Raw genomic sequence first — 20,632 nt, 5'->3', positions numbered from 1 at the left:
TCTCGCCATGTGAGAGAACATGTTGAGACGGCAACGGAGTCCGGATGGCCGCACTTGACCGGCGGCGAAAGATACGTACCCGGCGGTTTGCCCGCCCCGAAGGGCGGCCGGGCCGCACACCCGGCACTGTGGAAGGGGTGGCCGCGGAAGGAGGCCGGCGATGGCGGACGGACCGATGACGCTCTTTGACGAGAGCCCGGAGGACCCGTTCTCGGCCGCCCGCGCCGCCCTGGCCGTCGTCGACCACCGCGGCGTCGTCACCGGCTGGGGCGCCCGCACCCAAGAGCTGCTGGGCCACCGCCCCGAGGACGTCCTCGGCCGGCCCGCCCGCTGCGTCCTCATCGACCCCCGCGACCACGACGACATCGCCCGCGCCACCGCCGACTGCCTCCGCGGCCACGGCTGGTTCGGCATCCTCCCCCTGCTCCACCGCGACGGCCGGCGCGTCCACGTCGGCATCCGCGCCCGCCGCGTCACCCGGACGGACGCGCCCCCCGAATGGTTCCTCGTCGGCGCCGCCGCCGCCCAGGTCGTCCAGTGGGAGACCGACCGCGCCGTCCTCGACGGACTCTTCCGCCGCTCACCCATCGGACTGGCCGTCCACGCCCCCGACCTCAGCGTCCTGCGCGTCAACCGCGCCGTCGCCGGCATCGCCGGCATCCGCCCCGACCAGGCCGTCGGCCACCGCACCGGCGACTTCGTCGTCGCCGCCGACACCGAGACCGTGGAAAGCCGCCTCCGCCAGGTCCTCGAGACCGGCCGGCCCATGATCTTCACCGAACAGTCCTGCCGGCTGCGCTCCGACCCCGCCCACGAACGCTACGTCTCCGTCTCCGCCTTCCGCCTCAACGACTCCGCCGGCCGCGTCCTCGGCGTCACCCAGCTCGTCGAGGACGTCACCGAACGCCACCGCGCCCGCCTGCGCCTCGCCCTCCTCAACGAGGCCGGCACCCGCATCGGCACCACCCTCGACGTCGCCACCACCGCCCGCGAACTCGCCGACGTCCTCGTCCCCGAACTCGCCGACTGCGCCTCCGTCGACCTCCTCGAACCCGTCAGCCGCGGCGAGGAACCCTCCCAGGACGCCTTCGGCCCCGTCCGCCGCTGCGCCCTGCGCTGCGCCGTCCCCGGCGCCGAGACCATGCTCCACCCCGTCGGCCACCGCATCGACTTCCCCCCGGACAGCCCCCAGGCCCGCTGCCTCACCGAGATGCGCCCCTTCCTCGTCCCGCACGGCGCCGGCCCCACCGGCCTGGCCGCCGTCGCCCAGGAACGCGCCGGCAAGACCCCCGACCCCGCCGTCCACTCCCTCATGCTCGTCCCGCTCGCCGCCCGCGGCCTCGTCCTCGGCCTCGCCGTCCTCTGGCGCGCCTCCCGCCCCGAGGCCTTCGAGGCCGACGACCTCACCCTCGCCGGCGAGTTCGCCGCCCGCGCCGCCGTCTGCATCGACAACGCCCGCCGCTACACCCGCCAGCACCAGGCCGCCCTCTCCCTCCAATGGCGCCTGCTCCCCGGCGAGCTGCCCGACCTGCCCGCCGCCGAGGTCGCCCGCCAGTACATCCCCGCCGGAGCCGCCGAAGGCGTCGGCGGCGACTGGTTCGACATCATCCCCCTCTCCGGCGCCCGCGTCGCCTTCGTCGTCGGCGACGTCATCGGCCACGGCATCGACGCCGCCGCCACCATGGGCCGGCTGCGCACCGCCGTCCACACCCTCGCCGAACTCGACCTCGACCCCGAGGAACTCCTCTCCCACCTCGACGACCTCGTCCACCGGCTCGCCGCCGAACAGGAGGCCGCCAGCCACGACTTCCCCAACGACCAGGTCACCGGCGCCAGTTGCCTCTACGCCGTCTACGACCCCGTCTCCCGCCGCTGCTCACTGGCCCGCGCCGGCCACCCCCCGCCCGTCCTGGTCACCCCCGACGGACAGGTCACCTTCCCCGACCTGCCCGCCGGACCGCCCCTGGGCCTGGGCGGGCTGCCCTTCGAGGCCGCCGAACTCGAACTCCCCGAGGGAACCCTCCTCGCCCTGTTCACCAACGGACTCATCCAGGCCGCCGCCATCGACATCGACACCGCCCTCGACCGGCTCACCGGCCAACTCCGCGACCGCGAACGGCCCCTGCCCGACCTCGCCCGGTCCGTGGTCGACGCCCTCCTGCCCGCCCGCCCCCTGGACGACGTCGCCCTCCTGCTCGCCCGCACCCGCGTCCTCGGCCCCCGGCACGTCGCCGCCTGGACCCTGCCGCCCGACCCCCGCGCCGCCTCCAGCGCCCGCACCCTCGTCGCCGGACAACTCGCCGACTGGGACCTCGACGAACTCGCCTTCGCCACCGAACTCGTCGTCAGCGAACTCGTCACCAACGCCTACCGCTACGCCCACGGCCCCGTCACCCTGCGCCTCATCCGCGGCCAGAGCCTCATCTGCGAGGTCTCCGACACCAGCAACACCTCCCCCCACCTGCGCCGCGCCCGCAGCACCGACGAGGGCGGCCGCGGCCTCTTCCTCGTCGCCCAGCTCACCGAACGCTGGGGCACCCGCTACGAACGCGAGGGCAAGACCGTCTGGACGGAACAGCCACTGCCACCGGACAGCGGCCCGGCCCCACGGCCGGCCTAGGGGGACCACGCTCCGCGTAGCCTCTGTCCCATGCCAGCCTCCCGCCTCCACCGCGTCGCCGTCCTCGTGCTCGACGGCGCGAAACCACTCGACGTCGGAATCCCCGCGCAGGTCTTCACGACCCGCACGAGCATGCCGTACGAGGTGCGGGTGTGCGGCGCGGCGCCCGGTCCCGTGACCGGCGGCGACGGTCTCGCCTACCACGTCGCCCACGGCCTCGACGCCCTGGCGTGGGCCGACATCGTCTTCGTCCCCGGCTACCGCTTCCCCGACCGGGACGACCCGCCGCGGCCCGTCGTCGACGCGCTGATCGCCGCCCACGACCGGGGCGCACGGCTCGCCGCCATCTCGACCGGCGCCTTCGCGCTCGCCGCCACCGGCCTGCTCGACGGCCGGCGCGCCACCACGCACTGGCACTACACGCGGGAACTCGCCGCCCGGCACCCGCTCGTCCGGGTCGACGAGAACGTCCTGTTCGTCGACGAGGGCAGCCTGCTCACCTCGGCCGGCGCCGCCTCCGGCATCGACCTGTGCCTGCACATCCTGCGCCGCGACCTCGGGGTGGCCGCGTCCAACCACGCCGCCCGCCGCCTGGTCGCCGCCCCCTACCGCAGCGGCGGCCAGGCCCAGTACGTGCCGCGCAGCGTCCCCGACCCGCTCGGCGAGCGCTTCGGCGCCACCCGCGAGTGGGCGCTGCGCCGCCTCGGCGAGCACCTCACCCTCGACATACTGGCGCGGCAGGCCGAGGTATCGCCGCGCACGTTCTCGCGCCGCTTCGTCGAGGAGACCGGCTGCACGCCGATGCAGTGGGTGATGCGCGCCCGCGTCGACCGGGCCCGCGAACTGCTGGAGCGGTCGCAGCGCAGCGTCGAACAGATCGCCGCCGACGTCGGCCTCGGCACCGGCGCGAACCTGCGCCTGCACTTCCAGCGCATCCTCGGCACCACCCCGACCGAGTACCGGCGCACCTTCACCCGGGGCGAATAGCACCGCGGCGGGCCCGGCGAGGCGTGGCGGGATCCTTGTGAACCATGGCGGTCCCGCCACTGTCAGCGGCGCGCGCCGCGGGCCAGCCTGGAGGCGAACGAAAGGGAGACCGCTCATGACCCGCATCGCCATCAACGGATTCGGCCGCATCGGACGCAACGTGCTGCGCGCCCTGCTCGAACGCGACAGCGCCCTCGACGTCGTCGCCGTCAACGACCTGACGGAGCCCGCCGCGCTCGCCCGGCTGCTCGCCTACGACAGCACGGCCGGCCGGCTCGGACGCCCGGTGACCACCGACGGGGACGCGCTCGTCGTCGACGGCCGCCGGATCGCGGTGACGGCCGAGCGCGAGCCGGCGCGGCTGCCGTGGGCCGAACTCGGCGTCGACGTCGTCCTGGAGGCCACCGGCCGCTTCACCTCGGCCGAGGCCGCCCGCGCCCACCTCGCCGCGGGCGCGAGGAAGGTGCTCGTCAGCGCGCCGTCGGACGGCGCCGACGTCACGCTCGCCTTCGGCGTCAACACCGACGCCTACGACCCGGCCGCCCACACGATCGTCTCGAACGCCTCCTGCACCACCAACGCGCTCGCCCCGCTGGCGGCGGTCCTGGACGAACTCGCCGGTATCGAGCACGGGTTCATGACGACGGTGCACGCCTACACGCAGGAGCAGAACCTGCAGGACGGCCCGCACCGCGACCCCCGCCGCGCCCGGGCCGCCGGCGTCAACATCGTGCCGACCACGACCGGCGCCGCCAAGGCCATCGGCCTGGTCCTGCCGCGGCTCGACGGCAAGCTGTCGGGCGACTCGATCCGCGTCCCCGTGCCGGTCGGCTCGATCGTCGAACTCAACACGACCGTCGCCCGCGACGTGACGCGCGACGAGGTGCTGGCGGCGTACCGCGCCGCGGCGCGGGGGCCGCTCGCCGGCATCCTCGAGTACTCCGACGACCCGCTCGTGTCGTCCGACATCACCGGCAACCCCGCCTCGTCCATCTTCGACTCGGCCCTCACCCGCGTCGACGGCCGCCACATCAAGGTGGTCGCCTGGTACGACAACGAGTGGGGCTTCTCGCACCGCGTGATCGACACGCTCGAACTCCTCGCCGCCACCGGCTGACCGGACACCACACCGGCCTCCGCCCCGCGCCGCGCAAAAGGGGTCGTCCGGTCCGCGGCGGGCGACTAACGTCCGTGACATGACGTCTTCCGCCGCCGACAGGGGCTCGCACCTCCGTTCCGCGGTCGTCCTGATCACCGGCGTGATGGCGGCCGGGAAGTCCACCGTGGCCGAACTCCTGGCCCGGCGGCTGCCCCGGGCCGCCCACGTGCGCGGCGACCTCTTCCGCCGGATGATCGTCTCCGGCCGGGCGGAACCGCTGCCCGAGGAGACCGCCGAGGCCAGGGCCCAACTGGAGCTGCGACACCGGCTGTCCGCGCTCGTGGCCGACGAGTACGCGCGGCACGGCTGGACCGCGGTCGTCCAGGACATCGTCCTGGGGGAGGACCTGGTCCGGTATGTCGCCGGCGTGCGGACCCGCCCCCTGTACGTCGTCGTCCTGGCCCCCTCCGCCGCGGCCGTCCGGACCAGAGAGGCCGCACGCGCCAAGACCGGCTACGGCGCCTGGACCGTCGAGGCCCTCGACCGGGCCCTGCGCAGCGAGACCCCGCGCATCGGCCTCTGGCTGGACACCTCGGACCAGACACCGGACCAGACGGTCTCGGCGATCCTGGACGGACTGCCCGCCGCCCGGGTGGAGGCCGGCTGACCGGGGCCGCCACCCGGCCCGCAGGCTCCGCCCGGCCGTCAGCCGTCCCTGCACAGGACGGTGCGCACGGCACGGTCCAGGACCGGGGCCGCCTCCTCGCGGGGGCGGGCGTGGGGGTCGCGCCAGGCGACGTGGCCGTCCGGGCGCACCAGGACGGCACCGCCGGAGGTGATGCCGTACAGGGCGGTCCAGGAAGGGGCGATCCACGAGGGGTCGCGCCCCAGGACGTAGGCGTGCACGGGAACGCCCAGGCGGGCGGAGAGGCGGGCGGCCGCGGTGGCCCACGGTCCGCCGTCCGGGCCGGCCAGCAGGGTCAGTTCGGTGGTGAAGAGGTCCAGGAGGGAGCCCCGGGCCGCGGCGGGGCCCAGGGGGAGGTGCGGGGCGCGGTGGCCGGGGCGGGCGGTCGGCACGTACTCCGTGCGGGCGTCGGGGGGAGCGGGGCGGGGGGTGCCGTCGGGGACGAGCGCGCCGCTCTCGTAGTGGACGCCCAGGACCAGGCCGTCCTTGACACGGCGCCGGGGCAGTTCGACGCGCCAGCGGTCCCAGGAGCCGGTGGCGAGCGCGGCGGCCGTGCCGGCGCGGTCCTCCCGGACGTGCCGCTCGGCGACCGGGCGGCGCTCGGCGTCGTAGCTCTCCAGCAGGCCGGGCCCGGCCCGGCCCCGCAGCACGGCGGCCAGTTTCCACGCCAGGTTGTGCGCGTCCTGGACGCCCAGGTTGAGGCCGGAGCCGCTGAAGGGCGTCACCAGGTGGGCCGCGTCGCCCGCGAGGAACCCGCGGCCGGCGGACATCCGGTCCGCGGCCTCGCTGCGACTGGTCCAGTCCCGCGCCGCCAGGACCGTCACCGGCACATCGTCGCGGCCGGTCACGGCCCGCACCACGGCCTCGTCCGGGAGCCCGGGCGCGCCCGGGTCCAGGATCCGGTTGAACGTCCAGCGGTCCGGCCGCGCGGTGGGCTGGAGGTAGCCGCGGACGCCGCCGGCGTGCAGGAAGACGATGCCCGCGGCGCGGTCGCCGAGCAGCGGGCCCAGCCCGGCCTCGAAGAGGACGTGCCGGTTCTCCGCGACCGGCCCCCCGGGCCGCAGCCGCAGCCCCAGCGCCCGCCGCACCGCGCTGTGCGCGCCGTCGCATCCCACGACGTACCGGCAACGCACCTGCTCCACAAGCCCGTTGGCGTCGACGAGCCGGGCGGTGACCCCGGTGCCGTCCTGCTCCAGGCCGGCGAGCCGCACCCCGTGCCGGACGCGGCCGGCCGGCACCCGGCGGCGCAGGATCTCCTCGACGACGTCCTGCGGGCACAGCACCGTCGCCACCGGACTGTGCCCGGCCCGCCGGCCGGTGACCACGCTGCGCGCGACCAGCGCGTCCGGCTCGTGGAGCGACGCGAGCGTCCGGGCGAACGCGAAGGGGAGACCCGCGTCCTCCCGGCCGAGCGCCGCGTCACGGACCTCCCCGGCGACGCCGAGCCAGCGGAAGACCTCCATCGTCCGGGTGTTCACGGCCCGGGACCTCGGCAGGGCGCCCGGCGAGGCGCGCCGCTCGACCGTGAGGGACGGGACGCCGAACCGGTCCAGCAGGAGACCCAGGACGAGCCCCGCCGGACCGGCCCCGGCGATGAGGACGGGGACGTCGGCGGACGCCGTGTCCGCAGCAGCCATGGCCCTCACGACCGCGCCCCTCACGACCGCCCGAAGGCGAGCACCACGTTGTGCCCGCCGAACGCGAAGGAACTGGACAGCACGGCCGACACGGAAACGTCGCGCGGCTCGCCCGCCACCACGTCGAGGCCCAGCTCCGGATCCGGGTGGTCGAGATTGGCCGTGGGCGGCACCACCTGGTACATCAGCGCCTGCACCGCCGCCACCGCCTCGACGGCGCCGGCCGCGCCGAGCGTGTGACCGGTCATCGACTTCGTCGCGGTCACCGGCACCCGCGCGGCCGCCGCCCCCAGGGCGCGGTGCAGCGCGGCCGCCTCCGCCGCGTCGTTGAGGACGGTCCCCGTGCCATGGGCGTTGACGTGCGAGACCTCCCCGGGCGCGAGCCCCGCCGAGCGCAGCGCCCGGGTCACGGCCCGGGCGGCGGCCGACCCGTCCGGGCGGGGCGCGACGATGTGATGGGCGTCGCCGGTCCGCCCGTAGCCGAGGAGCTCCGCCAGCGGCCGCGCCCCCCGGGCCCGGGCGTGGCCGGCGCTCTCCAGGACGAGGACGGCCGCGCCCTCCCCGAGCACGAAGCCCGTGCGGTCCCGGTCGAAGGGCCGGCTCGCCCGCCCCGGCTCGTCGTTGCGGGCCGACAGCGCCTTCATCCGCGCGAAGCCGCTCACCAGCAGGTCGGTGAGCGGCGCCTCCGCGCCGCCCGCCAGCACCACGTCCGCCTCGTCCGCGACGATCATCTGATGGGCCGTCACCAGCGCGTCCGCGCCGCTCGCGCAGGCCGTGACGCTGGTGGTGACCGGACCGCCCAGACCGTGGCGGATGGCGATCCACGCCGCCGGGCTGTTGGACATCGACATCGGCACGAAACGCGCCCCGACCCGTCCGCCGCCCACCAGCGCCGCGGCCGCGTTGGCGCGGATGCTCTCCGCCCCGCCGCACCCCGTGCCGAGCACCACCCCCACCCGCTCCCGGTCGACCGCGTCCAGATCCAGCCCGGCGTCCCGCAGCGCCAGTCCGGCGGCCGCCGCGGCCAGGTGCGTGACCCGGTCGGAGATCACGGCGTCCCGCCGCTCCGGCCGCAGCCCGTCCGGCAGATCGACCTCCGCCCCGATGCGGACCGGAAGACCGGACGCGTCGAACCTGCCGAGGGCGCGCACCGCGCTGCGCCCCTCCAACTGGCCGGCGTGGAACTCCTTCGCGCCGACCCCCACCGACGTCACCGGGCCCAGCCCGGTGACCACCACCCGGCGCCCGCTCACGCCGGTGTCCCCGCCGCCCCGCCCCGCAACGACTCCACATAGGCGACGACGTCGCCGAGCGAGGTCAGGGACGCGGCCGCCTCGTCGGGCACCGACGTGCCGATCTCCTCCTCCAGGACCGTGACCAGCTCCACCATGTCCAGGGAGTCCAGGCCCAGATCCTCCTTGAAACGGGCGGTGCGGCTCAGCTCGTCCGGCCGCATGCCCAGCCGGTCCACCAGGACGTCGACCAGACGCTGTTCCACGATGCTGCTCATGAGGGTTCCTCCCGCGTGATGTTGGGGTTCAAGGGGCTCAAGATCCGGACGGACGCCAGGCGTCCAGGTCCGCGTGGAGCGCCAGCTCCCGGCAGACCGCCTCGACCCCGTCGGCGAACCGGTCGGCCTCGGCGGGCGAGAGCACCAGCGGCGGCTGGATCCGCATCACCTGCGTGCGGTTGGCCGTGACGAAGGTGAGGATGCGGTGGTCCCGCGCGAGCGCGCTCACGAACCGCAGGCACATCAGGTCGCCCAGGGTGGACTCCACCGCCGTGCCCGCCCGGCGCAGCGCCGTCCGCAGGTCGTCGGGCAGCCAGTCGGCCAGCGCGTGGAGATCGCCCGGCAGCCGGGTCAGCAGCTCACCCGTCAGCGAGGACACCGCCCCCGAGAAGTCCCGGTCGAACTCCAGGGCCGTCATCAGGCCGATGCCGCGCACCTCCTTGACGAAGCCGTACGGCTCGCACACCGCCCGCAGCCGCCCGCGCAGGTGCTCGCCGACCGCCGCGGCGTGCTCGGGCAGCCGCTCGGCGGCCAGCACGTCCAGGGTGGCCAGCCCCGCCACGGCCGCGAAGTTGCCGCCGCCGAACGTGGAGGAGTGCAGCGTGGACCGGTCGGTGCTGCCGTAGGCCGCGTCCCACAGGTCGCCGCGGAACAGCGTCGCGCCGATCGGCACCAGCCCCCCGGACAGCGACTTCGCCACGCACAGCACGTCCGGGTCGAGCCCGTCGTGCTCGGCCGCGAACAGCCGCCCCGTCCGCCCCAGCCCGGTCTGGATCTCGTCCAGGACGAACGCCGCGCCCGCCCGGCGGCACAACTCCCGCGCCGCCGTGAGGTATCCGGGCGGCGGCAGGACGACCCCGCCCTCGCCCTGCACCGGCTCCACGACGAACGCCGCCGCGCCGTCGATGACGGCGGCCAGCGCGTCCAGATCCCCGTAGGGCACCGCCACCGTCTCCGGCAGCAGCGGGCCGAACGGCGCCCGGTGCCGGTCGCGGCCGGTCACGGACAGGGCGCCCAGCGTCTTGCCGTGGTAGCTGTTCTCCGCGTGGACCAGACGGCCGCGACCCGTCGCGGCCCGGGCCGCCTTCAGCGCCGCCTCCACGGCCTCGGTGCCCGAGTTGCAGAAGAAGACGCGCTCCGGCCGGCCCGGCGCCACCGCGCACAGCCGCTCGGCCAGCTCGGCCGCCTGCTCGGGCATCGACACGTACTGCACGAAGCTCGGCGCGCCCCGGTCGAGGAACTCCCGCAGCCGGCCGGTCACCTCCGGGTGGTTGTGGCCCAGGTTCAGACACCCGTAACCCGCCACGAAATCCAGGTAGTCGGTGCCGTCCTCGGTCGTCAGGGTGCAGCCCCGGCCCCGGGTGAACACCCGGTCCAGGCCGTGCGCCCCGAACAGCCGGGCCATGGGCGGGTTGACGCGCTCGCGGAACCGCCGCCGGGTGAGCTCGGTGACGCCCGGCGCCGCGCCCGGGCCGCCGCGCGCCGGGTGGTGGTGGCGGGCCAGGCGCAGCACGTCCTCGTCGCGGACGGGCCGCCCGAAGGAGGCCAGCGGCAGCGGCAGGAAGCCGTGCCGGGCCGCCAGTTCACCGACGGCGCGGACGCGGTCGACCGGCAGGTCGCGGCCGAGCGAGAAGGACTCGGCCCGTCCCTCCAGGGCCAGGACGACCGTCTCGGCCAGGCAGCCGTTGAGCTGCTGCGTGGGCCCGGGCAGGTCACCGTCGCCGACGGTCACCTCCGCCGAGCCGCTCACCAGGCCCCCGTCGACCACCAGGACGTCCGAGCCGGCGCGGGGCGGGACGGGGACGTCGCGGGGCAGGGCCACGTCGATCACCACGGAACCCGGCGGCAGCCGCTCCGGGTCCAGCAGGCCGCCCACCGACGACGCCGCCACGAACAGCCGCGTCCCCGCCGAGCACTGGGACACGTCGTCGATCAGCCGCACCCTGCCGTGGTCCCGCGGGTCGAGGTGGGCGAGCAGGGCCGAGGGCGCGCGGTTGCCGCGCCGGCAGACCAGGTCCGGCGCGAAGCCGTCGGCCAGCAGCAGCCGCGTCATCGCCAGCCCGATCGACCCGGGGTACCCCACCACCGCCACCCGCGTGTCCTCGGGCTTGAGCTCCAACAGCCGGGCCACGTGCAACAGTTCCTGGTGGGCGGCGTAGACGGTCAGTGAATTGCCGCTGGTCACCGGGGTGCCTACCTGGCGGGCCGTCCACTCGCCCCGGTCGCCCACGATGGACGTGGCGCCGCCCAGACCGATCAGCCGGGCCCCGGCGTCGCGCAGCCGGGCCGCCTCCTCGGCGACCATCGCGCGGGCCGCGGTCGGACGGCGCAGCAACTGGCCGGCGGTATAGGGCAGATACCGCACCTCACCGGCGCAGCGGGCGCCGGCCGCCGAGACGACCGAGGTGAACAGCGGCAGCGGGACGCTGTGGCGCACGCCGGGGTCGCGCGCCGCGCCCCGGTGTTCGTCGAGGAGCCGGCCGAACAGGTCGAGGGCGCGGACCTGGTTGCGGTGCCCGGGGCTCACGGGATGGGCCAGGAAGCCGAAACGGACCGGGGGTGGGATGGGTGTTTCCGTGCGGGACAAACTGTGCCTCCGGAAAGGAAGAACGAGGACGCCGCGGGACGGGGGCGGGGCTCCGCCGCCTCAGCCGCGGCCGTGTGCCGTGCCGCCGCGCCGGGCGGCCGCTACGGCGAGCGGGGAGAGTTCGTCGCGCTGCCAGCCCATGGACGACAGCAGGCTCAGGCCGTCGCCCTCGTTGTTGTGGGACAGGAGCACGGAGCAGAGGGTGACGGTCGCGGGGCGGGTCAGCCAGTCGCGCAGCCGCTCGGGCGGGACGTCGGCCAGGTGACGGTGCCGGACCGTCAGGTCGCCGAAGTCCTTGGTCCACTCGGGGTCGAGGAGGTGCAGCACCTGGTTCTGCCGGCTCAGCCCGGAGCCGGAGCGGCCCTCGTGGTACGAGCGGATCACCGAGTGCCCGCCGTCGATGAGCCGGAAGACGGTCACGTTGCGGCGCAGCCGCCGCCCGTACAGGCACACCTGCTGGACCAGGGTGGGCACGATGTCGGGCACCAGCGCCGACGCGCCGTCGCCGACGAACGCCAGGACGTTGTCGTCCCGGGTCAGCGCCACGGCGGGCACGGCCTGCAGCGCGTCGCCCATCAGGGCCCGCCCGTACCACCCGGAGAAACCGGGGCCCGTCCGGGGCAGGTTGCGGATCGCCGACAGGCCCCCGCGGCCCACGTCGTACACGCCCGTGTACGTGTAGCCCTCCTCGGTGATCAGGCGCTCCAGCACCTCGCGTACGCGGTGGAAGAAGTAGTTGGCGGACATGGGCTGGACGGGCAGGGCGTGCACGGCGTCGTCCGCGCTCTCCCGCGTCCGCTCCAGGGCGGCCCGCCGCCGGGCCAGCAACGCGGGGTCCACGTCGAGGCGTTCGCGCAGCGCCCGCAGGAACGGGAGCGCCTCCGCGTGCACCGGATGGTCGGTGAACGGCGCCAGGTGCGCGGCCTCACGGGTGACCTGGACGATCCGCAGTCCGCGTGCCAGGGCCCGGGGCGAGAACGGCGTGGAGACCTCGCCGGCGCGGCTCTTGAGGAGGAACAGGCACTGCTCGTCCCGCGGCCGCAGCCGCCCGCCGTCGTGCAGGAAGGCGTGGACCCGGGCCGCATAGCCGTACAGGCCCAGGCTGCCCAGGTACTCCTCCACCCGCCGGCCGTCGCGGTAGGCCGCCACCGTGCCCGGCCGGGCCAGCGAGTCGGCGAGCCCGGCGCCGGCCCGGGCCGCGATCTCGTGGACGAGGGCGGACTCCTCCGCGTCGAGCCGGCCGCACTGCCAAAGGAGCCGGTCGGGGCCGGTGTTGACGAGGTCCACCACCGGGGCGAGCTGGTCCTCGCGGACGGTGGGCGCGGCCCGCGGGGGCGGCGGCGCGGCGGTCGTGGGCGGTGCGGCGGGCGGCGCGGTGGCCGCCAGGGCCTCGGGCGTGGCGAGGACGACGACCGGGCCCTCGTCCGCGAGGTACGCGGCCCGGGCGGCGGCCAGGCCCTCCGCGAGCCCGTCCGGCCCCTCCAGGTACACGTGCCGGATCCCGCGGGCGGCGAGGACGGCCCGGGAGTCCTCGGCGGCGTGGACCGTGCCCTGGAAGGGGAACCAGGCGTTCCGCGCGGAGTCGGCGCAGACCACGAAGCCGCGGGCCCCGGCCTGGCGCAGATTGGCCAGCGTGCCCCGGAACTCGTCGACCATGCCGCTGGTGACGACGATCAGGAAGGGCGCCTCGTCCAGCTGCCAGCGGGCCAGCGCCCCGCAGGCCAGGGAGTGTTCGCTCGGGCCCCGCAGGACCGGGTTGCCGGAGGCGCCGGCGAGGCGTTCCAGCTCGGAGATGAGGCCCGAGACGACCGAGCCGGTGTAGTAGTGCAGGCCCCAGCGGGAACCGGCCTGCTCGGCGAGGAAACCGTGCAGGGCCGCGGCGAGCGCCGGCGGGCCGGTGCGGGACGCCGTGCGCAGGGCCGCGGCGCCGTGGTGGAGCTGCACGTGGTCGGTGAACCGGCGCAGCACGTCGGCGGTGAGCACCCACGGCTCGTCGGGCAGCCGCAGCACCTCGTAGGGCTGGGCCACGCGGACGGCGGCCGGCGGCCCCTCCGCGTACACCGCGACGTTCCCCGTGGACAGGGCGTCGGGCGGCGCCCCCGACAGGCGGGCGGTCAGCGCGTCGGCCGTGCCCGGCGGCCGGGGATCCAGGGGGGCGCCGCCCAGCCCCGCGCCCGCCGCGTCGACGAGGACGAGGGGCGGCACGCCGGGCCCGGCCGGGCGGGACCGCGCCGCACGGGCGGCGCGCGCCGGGGTGTCGGCGGTGACCATCAGGACGTCCGCGCGCGGCAGCGCCTGGTCGAGGAAGCGGCGGGCCCTGGACAGCAGGTCCCGGTAGGCGGGCTGCCCGGGGCGGCCGGTGGTGGTGCCGCCCGGCGGGGAGCCGCCGGCGGAGCGGTGGCGTAACGTCCGGCCGGAGCCGGCCGTCAGATCGGTGAGGGCCTGCCGCACCGAGGCGTGGAAACTGGAGCGCTTGCCGATGGAGACGACGACGAACCGGGGAGGACCTTCCATGCTGTGGACAGGACTCAATTTCTTGATCTCCGTTCCGGTCATGGAGCGAGCGCGCGAACGCCGCACCCGCACGGCGGCAGACCAGAACGAATCCCCGTTGATTCCCCCGTTGTCCCCCCGTGCGCGTGCCGCGGGGCCCGTTGATCCCGGGCCGGGCAGGCGGTCGCGCACGCTTACTATAGCCGCACTCTAGTTCCGTCATCCATGAGAATCGGTGTGAGGAAGGCCCCTCCGCGCGGGGAGCGGAGGGGCCTTGGGGGGCCCGGCGGCGAACGCCGGTTGCGGACGGGCGCGTTCAGCCCTCGCGCAGCCCGATCCTGTCGTGCAGCCGGCGGACCGGGCCGGGCGCCCACCAGTTGGCCCGGCCGCACAGCTTCATCACCGCGGGGACCAGGATGCCGCGCACGAGCGTCGCGTCCACCAGGACCGCCAGCGCCAGCCCGGCGCCCAGCAGTTTGAGCAGGCTCAGCGACGAGGTCGCCAGGGCGCCCAGGACCGTGGCCACGACCAGGGCGGCGGCGGTGATCAGCCGGCCGGTGTGGTCGATGCCGAACACCACGGCCCGGGTGTTGTCGTCGGAGGCCAGGTACTTCTCCCGGATCCGCGACAGCAGGAAGACGGTGTAGTCCATGGAGAGCCCGAAGGCCACGCAGAACATCAGCACCGGGACGGTGACCTCCAGCTGGCCGGTGTGGATGAAGTCCCCCACCAGCCACTTGAGATGACCGTCCTGGAAGACGTACACCATCGCCCCGAAGGAGGCCGTGAGACTGAGCGTGTTGAGCAGCAGCGCCTGGAACGGCACCACGAGGCTGCCGGTGAACAGGAACAGCAGCACCAGCAGGCTCAGGGCGATGACGGCGGCGGCGTAGGGGATGCGGTCCTTGAGGACGTCCTTGGTGTCCGCCAGCGCGGCCGCCTCACCGCCCACCAGCGCCGGGGCGGGCGGCGGGACGGCCCGGACCTGCTGCGCGTAGCGTTCCCCGGCGGGGGAGTTGGGGTTGACGTCGGAGACGACGTTCAGCCAGGCGCCCCGGGCGTCGGAGAAGGCCGCGGCCGCCGCCCCCGGCGGGGCCACCTGCCTGCCGCCGGCCCAGCTGCCGAGCGGTCCGTCGACCCGCACCGTGCCGTCGACCGCCGACAACCCGGCCATGTAGGAGCCCAGTTCCGTCGTGCGGCTCTTCGCCGGGAGGTCGGGCAGGACGACCGTCAGCGGGTCCGTGCCGGCCCCGGAGAAGTCCTTACGGATGGTGTCCGCGGCGGTCTGCGCCGGGGCGCCGGGCGGCAGGATGCGGTCGTCGGTCAGCCCGAAGCGGGCGTGCGCGAAGGGCAGCGCGAGGGCGACCAGCAGCACGGCGACACCGGCTCCGGCCAGGGCGGGCCGGCGCATCACCCGGGTCGCCAGCGTGTGCCAGGCGCCGCCCCGTTCGGGATCGGAGCCCGGTGTCCGGCGCCGCAGCCGCGCGAAGACGTCCAGCCGGTCGATCCGCCGTCCGATGACGGCCAGGACCGGTGGCAGGATCACCAGCGAGGTGACGGCCGCCAGGGTGACCACCGCGATGCCGGCGTACGCCAGCGACTCCAGGAACATCATCGGGAAGGCCAGCAGGGCGGCCAGCGAGAGGACGACGGTGAGCGCCGAGAACAGCACCGTCCGGCCGGCCGTGCGCAGCGCCTGCGCGATGGCCGCCGCGACGTCGAGGCCGCGCGCCAGCTCCTCGCGGTACCGGGTCACGATGAACAGGCTGTAGTCGACGGCGAGTCCGAAGCCCAGGGCCGTGGTGACGTTCATCGCGAAGAGCGACACGTCGGTGAAGGCGGCGAGCAGCCGCAGCACCGCGAGGGTGCACACGACCGAGACGATGCCCACGAGCAGCGGCAGCAGGGCGGCGACCAGGGAGCCGAAGGCGGCCAGCAGGATGACGAGGGTGAGCGGGGCGCCGATCAGCTCGGCCTTGGTCAGGTCCTCGTCGCTCTGCTTCTCGATCTGGTCGTTGATGACGGCCGTTCCCGTCGCCGTGACCCGGAACGGGCCCTGTGCGCCCCCGAGTTCGTCGACGAGCGTCCCGGAGCGGCGGTTGGCGGTGCTGTCGTCGCCGGAGAGCCGGACGAGGATCAGGGCGGAGCGGCCGTCCTTCGAGCGCAGGGCGGGATCCCGGCTCGTCCAGTACGACTCGGCGTGGCCCACCCCGGACAAGTGGCCGATGCGCTCGGTGAGTTCGCGCCCGGCCCGCGCGGCGGCCGCGTCGTCCACCGGCTGCCGCCCGGCGGCCAGGAGGACCATGTTCGGCGGGCCCGCGCCGAACCGCTCGTCGAGGATCTTCTCGGCGCGCGCCGAGTCGGAGCCGCGCGCCGTGTAACCGCCGCTCGACAGATCGCCGCCGGCCCCGGCCCCGAAGACGGCCGCCGCCGCGGTGATCACGGCGATGACCGCGAAGAGCGGGATCCGGCGGCGTATCAGGCGCCGGGCCAGGCCGGCGAGTCCGCGCGCGGGCGGCCCGGCCGCGGCCGGCGGGCCCGTGGCCGCGCCGTCGGCCGTGCGCGTGGGCTGCTGCGACTGGTTGGTCAAGGGTGCCCCCAAGAGTGTGGGTGGGGTGGGCGACCGGCCCCGGCCCGCCGTCCGGCGTCCGGGCGGTCCTCGTCGATTGTCCTCGGCGCCCGCTTCCCGCCGGCCGCGGCCCGTGGGTCACGCCTCGCCGAGCAGGTGGCGGCGGAGCCCCGCGTGGGTCCAGTCGGCCCACTCGTCCGGACTCCAGCCGCGCTCGCCGACCAGGAGCTGGTGGACCTCCGGGCCGAGCAGGGAGTAACTGATGTCGGTGGCCCGCTCGACGGTCAGGCCGGCCGGCAAGGAGCACTTCCCGGCGAGGGACGTGATCAACTGCCGCTGGACCTCGTAGCGCTGGGCCTTGTTCCGCTCCCACAGCGGGGCGATCTCCTCGTTGCCCTGCGCCGCGTTGCGCAGGACCTCCAGCAGCTCGCCCACCCGGCCGTAGATCTCCCGCGCGCCGTCCACCTGGTGGCGCAGGTGGACGCGCGGGTCCTCGGCGGCGACGGCGTCGCGGAACCACTGGCGCTCCACGGTCGGCACCGGCTCGTCGTCGCCCGCGACCCGGACGTCCAGCAGCTCCTTGAGGATGGTGACCTTGGTGCCGAACTTGAAGTACACGGTCTGCACCGCGACTTCGGCCTCGCGGGCTATCGCCTCGATCGTCGTCCCGTCGTAGCCGTGCGTGACGAAGAGCCGCAGCGAGGCGTCGAGCAGGCGCATGCGGGTCTCGTGCGAGCGTTGCCGGCGGACGCCAGTTTTTCCAGCCATGTATAGGACTACCGTTTCAATTACTAGAGTTGGCATCTAGAGTTTAGCAACACCTAGCGTTCTTCGGTGAGGAAGGCAAGCGTGGACACACAGGATCGTGCCGAGGCCGTCCGGCCGGACGGGGAGAAGGCGGGCGGGAAGAACGGGACGCGGGGACTGCTGCCGCTGGTCACCACGAGCATGGGCCTGTCGATGTTCGTGCTCTACGCCGTCGGCGCCCTGGGGCCCACGCTCCTGGCCGACCTCGGCATCTCGCGGTCCCAGCTCGGCTCGCTGACCGCCGTGGCGTTCGGCACCGCGTCCCTGCTCTCCCTGGTCAGCGGCCACCTCGCCGACGTCGTCGGCGGCCGCCGCGCGCTGCTGGCCCTGCTGCTGACGGTGGCACTGGCCTTCGCCGTGCTCGCGCTGGGCGACGGCTACGGCTGGCTCCTTGCGGGACTCGTCCTGGCCGGCGTCGCCCAGGCGTTCGCCAACCCCGCGACCAACCGCCTCATCGCGGCCCACCTCCCGCCCGAGCGGCGCGCGGCCGCCATCGGCGTCAAACAGTCCGGCGTGCAGCTCGGCGCCTTCGCCGCGGGGGCGCTCGTGCCCTCGCTGGCCGGGGCCACCTCCTGGCGCGTCACCCTCGCCCTGGTCGTCCCCGTGGCCCTCGCCACCGCCGTGCCCGCCCTGCTGCTGCCGCGCGAACGGCCCGCCGCGCCGGGCCCGTCGGGCCGGATCCTCCCCAAGCCCCCCGGCGCCGCCGCCCGTTGGCTCATCCTCTACTCGCTCGGCATCGGCACCGGCCTCGCCGCCCTCAACACCTACCTCCCGCTGTACGCCCACGAGGAACTCGGCATGGGGGAGCGGGTGTCGGGCACCCTGATCGCGGCCATCGGCGTCGCGGGCATCCTCGCCCGCGTGATGTGGACCCGGATGAGCGGCAGGCTGTCCGACATCGGCGTCCCCCTGATCGTCCTCGCGGCCGCCGCGGCCGCCTTCCTCGCCCTCGTCCCCGCCGCCACCGCGCTGCCCCCGCTGGTCTGGCCCGCCGCCATCGGCCTCGGCGGCTCCGCCGTGGCGGCGAACGCCGTCTCGATGGTCGCCGTCGTCCGCAGCCCCGCCTTCGGCGCCACCGGCCACGCCTCCGCCCTGGTCTCCATGGGCTTCTTCGGCGGCTTCGTCCTGGGCCCCCTCGGCTTCGGCCTGCTGGCCGACACGTCCGCCGGCTACACCGGGGGCTGGGCCCTCGCCGGAGCGGCCTTCCTGGTCTCGGTCGCGAGCGGCTGCCGGGTGCGCCGGGCGGTGGCGCGATGACGGAGGCGGCCGCCCCCGGCTTCGCGCGGGCCCGCGAAGCGGTGCTCGGACGGGTCGACGCCACCGCCGCCGCGGTGGGCGACCGCTTCCCGCTCCACGCCGGCCCCGCGGACGGACGCTGGACGACCACCCGCCGCGGCTCCTGGACCGGCGGCTTCTGGGCCGGACTCCTGTGGATCGCCGCGGAGGCGAGCGGGCACCCGGCGGACCTGCGACGCGCCCGGACCGTCACCGCCCGGCTCCTCGAACGGGCCCACGACGACACCGACACCCGCGCCATGACCTTCTGGTACGGAGCCGCCCAGGGCCGGCTGCGGTGCGGCGACCTCGACGCGGCGCGCGTCGCCCGCGCCGGAGCGGAGGCCCTCGCCGCGGCCGCCCACCCCCGCCACGGCGTCGTCCCCGCCGGTACGGCACTCGGACGCGGCGCCCGGGGCGCCAACGAGCTCACCGTCGACGCGGCCGCCGCCCTCGTCGCCCTGCTCGCCTGGGCCGGCCGGGAACAACTCGCCCGCCGCCAGGCCGACATGGTCCGCGACCGCTGCCTGGACCCCGGCGGCCGCGTCCGCGCCGCCGTGCCCCTCGACGGGCCGGCCCGGGACACGCCGCCGGGGGAGTGGGCGCGCGGCCAGGCGTGGGGCGTCCTCGCCCTCGCCACCGCCGCCCGCACCCTGCCCGGCGGCGACTACCGGCAGGCCGCCCTGCTCGCCGCGGACCACTGGCTCGACCGCACCGGCGAGGCCGTACCCCCCTGGAGCTTCCGCGACCCCGACGGCCCCCGCGACACCTCCGCCGCGGCCATCGCCGCCCAGGCCCTCCTCGACCTCGCCGGCATCACACCCGGGCCGCGGGGCGACTCCCTCGCCGGAGCGGCCACCGGCCTGCTGCACCGGCTGGTCTCCGGTCACCTGACCACGACCGGCAGGCTGCTGGACGGCTGCTACGACATGGCGTCCGGCACGGCCGTCGCCCACGAGCTCGTCTGGGGCGACCACTTCCTGCTCTCGGCCCTCCAGAGCCTCGCCGCGCGCCGGTGACCGGACGGCTCAGAAGACGTCCGCCTCCGCCTCCGGATCCCCCGCGTACCGCTTGAGCAGCCGCTTCGCCACCGTGTGGACGTGCAGCTCGTCCGGCCCGTCGTAGATCCGCGTGGCCCGGGCCCGCAGGTACATGCGGCTGAGCGGCGTGTCGTCCGTCAGCCCCTCGGCGCCGTGGATCTGCACGGCCCGGTCCAGCACCCGGCACAGGGCCCGCGACGCCAGCACCTTGGCCGTGGCGGCCTCCACGTACGCGCCCCGGCCGGCCCGCACGGCCGCCGCGGCCCGCAGCACCTGGCACCGGGCCGCCTGGATGTCCGTGTACGCGTCGAAGACGTGCTGTTGCAGCAACTGCTTGGCCGCGAGCGGCTCCTGGAACGCCGTGCGCCCGTGCAGCCGCCGGCACATCAAGCCGAACGCCCGCCGCGCCTGCCCCAGCCACTGCACGGCACGCAGCGTACGGCCGAGGTCCAGCCGCTCGCCCGCGACGGCGAACCCGGCACCCCGCCCGCCGATCATGTGGTCCTCCGGAACGCGTACGTCCTCGAAGCGGACCTCCCGGTGCCCGTCCTCCACGCCCAGCACCGGCAGCTCGCGCACCTGCCGGTACCCCGGCGTGCCCACCGGCACCACGAACATCGTGAACGCCTGGGAGTTGGGCACGCCCAGCGGTTCCGTACGGCACATGACCGTGATGAAGTCCGCCCGCGCGGCCCGCATGAACCACTTGCTCCCGCGGATCGTCCACCCGTCGCACGCCGGCCGGGCCCGGGTCGTCATCAGCGAGGGGTCCGAGCCCGCGCGGCCCGGCTCGGACATCCCGTAGCAGGGCGTGACCCGCCCCTCCAGGAGGCCGGGCAGATAGCGGTCGCGGACCGCGGGCCGCGCGTGCCGGTGCAGCATCAGGGCGTCCAGCAGGTGCTCCGACCCCAGGACGGCGGGGCCGAACTCGGACTCCCCCTCCGCCTCGCCGAGCGGGACGTAATCGGTCAACGGCAGCCCGCGCCCGCCGATCTCGGCCGGATGGGCCAGGCCCCACAGCCCCTCCGAGCGCGCCCGTTCGCGCAGCCGGCCGAGGGCCAGGCGCCCGGTATCGCCGCCGGCGAGCAGCACGGGCTCGGCGGGGATCACCTCGCGCCGCACGAACTCCCGCACGCGGTCGCGCAGGAGGCGCAGGTGTTCCGGCAGGCCGAAGGGGTCGGCGGCCGACTCCTGCGGCGGACCTGCCTGTTGGGGTGTGCGGGTCGTGCCGGCGGTCTCATGGGGCAGTCCGACGGGGAACGGTGTCATCGTGAACGCGTCCTTAGGGCGTGGGACAGGGGCTGGGGGAGGGAAGGTGCCGGG

The 20,632-nt window shown here is 75.5% G+C and carries 14 protein-coding genes; 6 read left to right on the top strand and 8 right to left on the bottom strand.

The features are described 5' to 3' along the window. Positions 1–160 precede the first annotated feature (160 nt). From AC230_RS20155 to AC230_RS20140, 4 genes are all read left to right on the top strand, one after another. The gene (locus AC230_RS20155) at positions 161–2,620 is read left to right on the top strand and encodes a SpoIIE family protein phosphatase (RefSeq protein ID WP_049717696.1); all 2,460 of its coding nucleotides are present in this window, start codon (positions 161–163) and stop codon (positions 2,618–2,620) included. Positions 2,621–2,650: 30 nt separating this feature from the next. Then, positions 2,651–3,607: a GlxA family transcriptional regulator gene (locus tag AC230_RS20150; protein WP_049717695.1), complete on the top strand. Its 957-nt coding sequence runs from the start codon at positions 2,651–2,653 to the stop codon at positions 3,605–3,607. A 115-nt stretch (positions 3,608–3,722) separates the two neighbouring features. Beyond that, on the top strand, positions 3,723–4,724 hold the full coding sequence (gene gap, locus AC230_RS20145) for a type I glyceraldehyde-3-phosphate dehydrogenase (RefSeq protein WP_049717694.1): 1,002 nt from the start codon (positions 3,723–3,725) through the stop codon (positions 4,722–4,724). Positions 4,725–4,803: 79 nt separating this feature from the next. Continuing rightward, positions 4,804–5,373, top strand: a complete 570-nt coding sequence (locus AC230_RS20140; RefSeq protein ID WP_049717693.1) for an AAA family ATPase — start codon at positions 4,804–4,806, stop codon at positions 5,371–5,373. 38 nt (positions 5,374–5,411) lie between these two features. Here AC230_RS20140 and AC230_RS20135 read toward each other — a convergent pair whose 3' ends face one another. The 7 genes from AC230_RS20135 to AC230_RS20105 form a co-directional block, all read right to left on the bottom strand. After that, positions 5,412–7,028, bottom strand: coding sequence for an FAD-dependent monooxygenase (locus tag AC230_RS20135; protein WP_049717692.1), 1,617 nt, complete (start codon positions 7,026–7,028; stop codon positions 5,412–5,414). A 20-nt stretch (positions 7,029–7,048) separates the two neighbouring features. Next, positions 7,049–8,281 (bottom strand): beta-ketoacyl-[acyl-carrier-protein] synthase family protein, encoded by a 1,233-nt coding sequence (locus AC230_RS20130; RefSeq protein ID WP_049717691.1) that lies wholly within the window; start codon positions 8,279–8,281, stop codon positions 7,049–7,051. Further along, entirely contained in the window at positions 8,278–8,538 is a 261-nt protein-coding gene (gene acpP / locus AC230_RS20125; RefSeq protein ID WP_049717690.1) for an acyl carrier protein, read from the bottom strand. Before acpP ends, AC230_RS20130 begins: the two co-directional genes overlap by 4 nt. Positions 8,539–8,575: 37 nt before the next feature. Beyond that, positions 8,576–11,125 (bottom strand): prodigiosin MAP biosynthesis aminotransferase PigE, encoded by a 2,550-nt coding sequence (gene pigE / locus AC230_RS34355; protein ID WP_479683270.1) that lies wholly within the window; start codon positions 11,123–11,125, stop codon positions 8,576–8,578. 60 nt (positions 11,126–11,185) lie between these two features. Further along, on the bottom strand, positions 11,186–13,639 hold the full coding sequence (locus AC230_RS20115; protein ID WP_053161292.1) for a hypothetical protein: 2,454 nt from the start codon (positions 13,637–13,639) through the stop codon (positions 11,186–11,188). 295 nt (positions 13,640–13,934) lie between these two features. Then, entirely contained in the window at positions 13,935–16,208 is a 2,274-nt protein-coding gene (locus AC230_RS20110) for an MMPL family transporter (RefSeq protein ID WP_078871421.1), read from the bottom strand. A 117-nt stretch (positions 16,209–16,325) separates the two neighbouring features. Further along, positions 16,326–16,955: a TetR/AcrR family transcriptional regulator gene (locus tag AC230_RS20105; RefSeq protein WP_078871419.1), complete on the bottom strand. Its 630-nt coding sequence runs from the start codon at positions 16,953–16,955 to the stop codon at positions 16,326–16,328. Positions 16,956–17,036: 81 nt separating this feature from the next. Between AC230_RS20105 and AC230_RS20100 the strand changes: the two genes are divergently transcribed. After that, on the top strand, positions 17,037–18,251 hold the full coding sequence (locus AC230_RS20100; RefSeq protein WP_049717688.1) for an MFS transporter: 1,215 nt from the start codon (positions 17,037–17,039) through the stop codon (positions 18,249–18,251). Beyond that, the gene (locus AC230_RS32670; protein WP_049717687.1) at positions 18,248–19,288 is read left to right on the top strand and encodes a hypothetical protein; all 1,041 of its coding nucleotides are present in this window, start codon (positions 18,248–18,250) and stop codon (positions 19,286–19,288) included. Before AC230_RS20100 ends, AC230_RS32670 begins: the two co-directional genes overlap by 4 nt. Positions 19,289–19,297: 9 nt before the next feature. On the opposite strand, the gene AC230_RS20090 is transcribed toward AC230_RS32670, so the two are convergent. Further along, complete coding sequence (locus AC230_RS20090) at positions 19,298–20,578, bottom strand: acyl-CoA dehydrogenase family protein (RefSeq protein WP_078871418.1); 1,281 nt, start codon at positions 20,576–20,578, stop codon at positions 19,298–19,300. Between the last annotated feature and the right edge of the window lie 54 nt (positions 20,579–20,632).

Origin of the sequence: Streptomyces caatingaensis (assembly GCF_001187435.1) — a bacterium.
Classification (GTDB): Bacteria; Actinomycetota; Actinomycetes; order Streptomycetales; family Streptomycetaceae; genus Streptomyces; species Streptomyces caatingaensis.
The sequence above is the reverse complement of the archived record's forward strand: the minus strand, read 5'-3'. Positions and strand labels throughout refer to the sequence as shown.